At 38.6% G+C, this 4,936-nt stretch carries 4 protein-coding genes and 2 pseudogenes; 4 read left to right on the forward strand and 2 right to left on the reverse strand.

What is annotated here, in order from left to right; all coding sequences use genetic code 11:
• Both VLZ86_RS05070 and VLZ86_RS05075 read left to right on the forward strand, forming a co-directional pair.
• The coding region (locus tag VLZ86_RS05070; protein ID WP_325449390.1) for an adenine deaminase C-terminal domain-containing protein at positions 1 to 112 on the forward strand (112 nt) is incomplete at its 5' end.
• Positions 113 to 178: 66 nt separating this feature from the next.
• Positions 179 to 874, forward strand: a pseudogene (locus VLZ86_RS05075) (RluA family pseudouridine synthase).
• Between the two features lie 35 nt (positions 875 to 909).
• On the opposite strand, the gene VLZ86_RS05080 reads toward VLZ86_RS05075, so the two are convergent.
• Together VLZ86_RS05080 and VLZ86_RS05085 are read right to left on the reverse strand one after the other, a co-directional pair.
• The gene (locus VLZ86_RS05080; protein WP_325449385.1) at positions 910 to 2,025 is read right to left on the reverse strand and encodes a DUF2891 domain-containing protein; all 1,116 of its coding nucleotides are present in this window, start codon (positions 2,023 to 2,025) and stop codon (positions 910 to 912) included.
• Positions 2,026 to 2,098: 73 nt separating this feature from the next.
• A complete protein-coding gene (locus VLZ86_RS05085) occupies positions 2,099 to 3,637 on the reverse strand; it encodes a YifB family Mg chelatase-like AAA ATPase (RefSeq protein ID WP_325449387.1) in 1,539 nt (512 codons plus the stop codon).
• Between the two features lie 251 nt (positions 3,638 to 3,888).
• On the opposite strand from VLZ86_RS05085, the gene VLZ86_RS05090 reads away from it, so the two are divergent.
• Entirely contained in the window at positions 3,889 to 4,653 is a 765-nt protein-coding gene (locus tag VLZ86_RS05090) for an IS5 family transposase (protein ID WP_325449389.1), read from the forward strand.
• A 67-nt stretch (positions 4,654 to 4,720) separates the two neighbouring features.
• Positions 4,721 to 4,936: pseudogene (locus tag VLZ86_RS05095) on the forward strand (anion transporter); the annotation flags it as partial.

Below are 4,936 nucleotides of genomic sequence, written 5' to 3' on the forward strand. Positions count from 1 at the left end.
GTATATGACGTTATCATTTATGGGACTTTTGGTAATTCCGAGTTTAAAACTTAGTGACAAAGGACTTTTTAATGGTAAGGATTTTAAATTCACCAATATTGAGGTCGATTAAAAATTAGGGTAAACTTATTTGATATTTCTGTTTTCCTATTTGAAATAATTTTAAAAATGAATAAAAGTGTCCAAAATCCGCTCTAATAAAAACAATCTGCAAGTTATTTACGAAGACAATCACATTATTATTGTCAATAAACGTGCAGGCGATATTGTGCAAGGTGATAAAACTGGAGATGAACCTTTGAGTGAGGTGGTTAAATCCTACATCAAGGACAAATACAATAAACCCGGTAACGTTTATCTTGGCGTTGTGCATCGGTTGGACCGTCCAACTACGGGCATTGTGATGTTTTCAAAAACGAGTAAAGCCCTTCCTCGACTGAACAAAATATTTGCCGATAAACAAGCTAAAAAAATCTACTGGGCATTGGTAAAACAACAACCTCCAAAACCTGAAGATACTTTAGTCCATTGGCTAAAAAAGAATCCGAAAAACAATAAATCGACCGCACATATCAAAGAAATCCCTGAGAGTAAAAAAGCCATTTTACATTATAAAATTCTAAAAAAACTGGATAATTATGTCTTACTTGAAGTCGAGCTTGAAACGGGCAGACACCATCAAATCCGTTCGCAATTATCAAGTATTGGATGTTCTATTTAAGGCGATTTAAAATATGGTTTTGACCGTAGTAATCCAGATGGTAGTATCCACTTGCATGCCCGTGGATTGTATTTTAAACATCCGGTTTCAAACGAAGAAATTTTAGTAGAAGCACCTTTGCCAGATGATCCGCTTTGGAATGTGTGTTTGTAGCATTCTAAAAAAACAATCATTTAACCCGTCGTTTATTACCGTTTTATAGTATTTAACGCATAAATGGCAAAACTGCCCAACCAATGGCCGCCTTCATAGCTATCGCCCACAATACTTGGTAAGGAATAATTAATATGGGTATTGGCAATATTTTTAAGATGTGCATATTCTGGTAAATCTCTGGCAATCTCATATAAACTCCATGCGCGAGAAAAATTAACACCATCCAAATGGACAAGTTTTCCATCAGTCCGATCACTGACTTTGCCTGTTTCCAAATTGAAGTTTTTGTCTTGTAATTGTGGAAGAAAATCTGCCAACCAAGTTCTAAATTCTTCTTTGGGGAAGATCCGCTTCATCAAGGCGGCTTCTTCTAAACACGGTGATAAAAAATCAAATCCGCTGGGTTCCCAACTTAAAGGACAATTGGCATCATTCAAATAGAAATCTTTTGAACGCTGTACGATCATTAATTCTAAAGCATCATTCCCAACAACTTTAGCATAATCAAAGGCAAAAGAAAAACCAAAGGCCGTATTTGGATGTTCGCCAACCCGTAATGGATAATTGAGTTTTGGTAAAAATTCGAGGTATTTGTTGACGATCAAATCGGTCAATGGCTGTAAATTACTTTCTAATTCCCTTGCCAATGGCGCATCCCAAGTATGCAGTTCCTCGGCCAGTTTCAGTACCCACGCCCAACCATAAGTGCGCTCATAACTTGTATTGTGTTTGCCATAAAAATAGCTGACTTCATCCAAAATATTTTCTCTGGATATGTTTTGCAAAAGCATCTGTTCGATGGCTTCTTTTTTGTCCAGCTCTGGAAACTGTTTTAACAAACTCACCAAACTCCAATGGCCATGTACCGCCGAATGCCAATCAAAACAGCCATAAAATGCAGGATGCAGTGCTTTAGGTTCTTTTAAATCTTCAGGGCCGCCAATGGTTTGGCCAAGTTTATTGGGATATTCGGTTTGGATACAATGCATCGGTAATTCTGCCAATCGGTTAGCTTCTTCCAAATGCAGAATAGGAGTTTCTGCTTGTTCTATTTTAGGAAAAGTTGTGATTTCGACAACTTTTTTTTCTTCGGAAGAATTGCAGGTAAAAAATAATAGAAATGGAATTGTGTAGCGCAATGATTTCATGGTGATGATTTATGTATTTATTATTTGAAAAAACTGGGGTTTTATATGATGAGGTTTCTATCTATTCAGGAATTTAGCCCAACCAACCCTCCCGATCCAAGCTTCTATATTGAATAGCTTCACTGATGTGCGATCCGTTCAAAGCTTCAACCCCTTCCAAGTCGGCAATAGTTCTTGATACTTTTAAAATTCGGTCATAAGCTCTGGCCGATAAGTTTAAACGTTCCATAGCAGTTTTAAGTAATTGCAAGGAAGCTTCGTCCAGCTTACAATGTTCTCGTATTTGTTTGCTACTCATCTGGGCATTATAATTCACATTATTACTGTCCTTAAAGCGTTCGGATTGGCGTTCTCGTGCCAAAGTCACACGCGCCCTAATAGCGATGGATGATTCTCCTTTACGTTCATCAGACAGTTTTTCAAAAGGCACTGGCGTTACTTCCACATGAATGTCTATACGGTCTAAAAGTGGTCCTGAAATTTTGCTCAGATAGCGTTGCATTTCTGCGGGCGATGAAGTTACAGGCGCATTCGGATCATTAAAATACCCGCCTGGACTTGGATTCATACTGGCTACCAACATGAATGATGACGGATAAGTTACCGTGAATTTAGCACGCGAAATGGTCACTTCCCGATCTTCCAGAGGTTGGCGCATTACTTCCAAAACATCGCGCTTAAATTCGGGCAATTCATCCAAAAACAAAACGCCATTATGCGATAAGGAAATCTCTCCGGGCTGTGGATAACTCCCGCCGCCGACTAAAGCAACGTTTGAAATTGTATGATGAGGGCTTCTAAATGGCCGTTGCGACATTAATCCCGTGTTATCTTTGACGCGTCCGGCCACCGAATGGATTTTTGTAGTTTCTAAAGCTTCACGCATGGTCATTGGCGGTAAAATACTGGGCAATCGCTTGGCCAACATTGTTTTTCCAGCACCGGGAGGCCCAATCAAAATAATATTATGTCCGCCAGCTGCGGCAATCTCCATGCACCGTTTTATGGATTCCTGACCTTTAACGTCTGAAAAATCGAATTCGGGGAAATCCAGATTTTTATAAAATTCATCCCGAACATCGATTATCGTGCGTTCCAGTGGTTCATTTTTATCAAAAAAATCAATCACCTGACTGATGTTTTCAACACCATAGACTTCCAAATCGGAAACGATAGCCGCTTCTTTCGCATTTTGCATCGGAAGGATAAATCCTTTAAAACCTTCTTCTTGCGCTTTAATGGCAATTGGCAGTGCGCCTTTAATGGGTTGCAGATTACCATCCAACGACAATTCGCCCATAATCAGATAATCTTCTAAATTATCAGCTTTAATTTGCTCCGTAGCGGCCAAAACACCAATAGCTAAAGTTAAATCGTAACTGGAACCTTCTTTGCGCAAATCGGCAGGTGACATATTGATGATGATCTTTTTTCCGGGAATTTTATAACCGTTATTTTGAAGTGCCGCCGCAATCCGAAAATTACTCTCCTTAATCGCATTGTCCGGAAGTCCAACCAAGTGATAACCAACGCCATTATCGACGTTAACTTCAATAACAATAATAGTTGCCTCCACTCCAAAAACAGCACTTCCGAAAACTTTTTTGAGCATAACAGATTGGTTTTGCTTAAATGTAGGAAGAATGTCCATAACTTCAAAGTAGAAAATTGAAATTGAGGTTAGTAACGAAAAAAGTGCGCAATTATTTATTTTATAGAATATATAGAGCCTGTTTAAAAATTAAATTAAAAAAATCTTATAGGGTGTTTTTACTGTAAAAAATAGTATTTAAAAAACTGATTGTCAGTTGTTTATGTTGTTTATTTTCGTTAACTTGTTGGTGTTAAATCAATTAAGTTAAGATGAAAAAATACTCCACAGACATTACTGACAATCAATGGCAATTTATAAAAAAGACTTTGAACTTCAATAATAGAAAGCGAAAACATGATCTAAGGACTATTTGGAACGCCATTATGTATCTGGTAAAGTCCGGTTGCCAGTGGCGCATGCTGCCCAATGACCTTCCAAAATGGCAGCTGGTCTATTATTACTACAGCAAATGGTCCAATGCAGAGGATTTTGATCTGCTCCTTTCCAAACTACGGGAAAAAGTGAGATCGAAGAAAAACCAGAACAAAGAGCCCAGCCTTGGGATCATGGACAGCCAGAGCGTAAAATGGGGGAACAACCGTTCGTTGAACGGTTTTGACGGAAACAAGAAGGTAAAGGGGATCAAACGACATGTCGTGGTGGACAAAAATGGATTTTTGTTGGCAGTAATGGTCACCGTGGCCAATGTCCACGACAGTAAAGCCGTAAGGCTGTTAATGAGGACATTGGCCTATTTCCTGTCCCCGATAAAGGTCATCCTTGCCGATGGCGGATACAGGGGGGAAATCATAGAAGAGATCAGAAACCGTTTTGGATATCTGATCAGGGTTGTCATGAGGAGTGACGAAAATAAGACCGAATTTAAGCCCATTTCCAAAAGATGGGTCATCGAACGGACTTTCTCATGGTTCGATAATGACAGAAGACTATGTAGAAATTATGAACTCCTAATGGAAAATTCTGAAAACATAGTCAAATTATCTGCCATAAAATTTTTGTTGAATAAAATTTAAACAGGCTCATAATAAATTTAATTCACCATATCAAAAAATCCTATCTTAGTTGCATCAAAACAATTTTATGAGCAACATCAAACGTCTAGGTTTCATTTTGGGTCCATTAACATACACCCTGATTTTATTGTTTTTTAAACCCAAAGGCCTTTCTGAGGCTGCCATTGCAATATTGGCTTCAACGGCGTGGATGGCAATTTGGTGGATTACCGAAGCCATTCCTATTGCCATGACTTCGTTATTGCCTATTGTGCTTTTTCCGTTGTCTGGCGGAATGGAATTA

Source organism: Gelidibacter sp. (assembly GCF_035515035.1).
In the GTDB taxonomy this organism is placed as follows: Bacteria; Bacteroidota; Bacteroidia; order Flavobacteriales; family Flavobacteriaceae; genus Gelidibacter.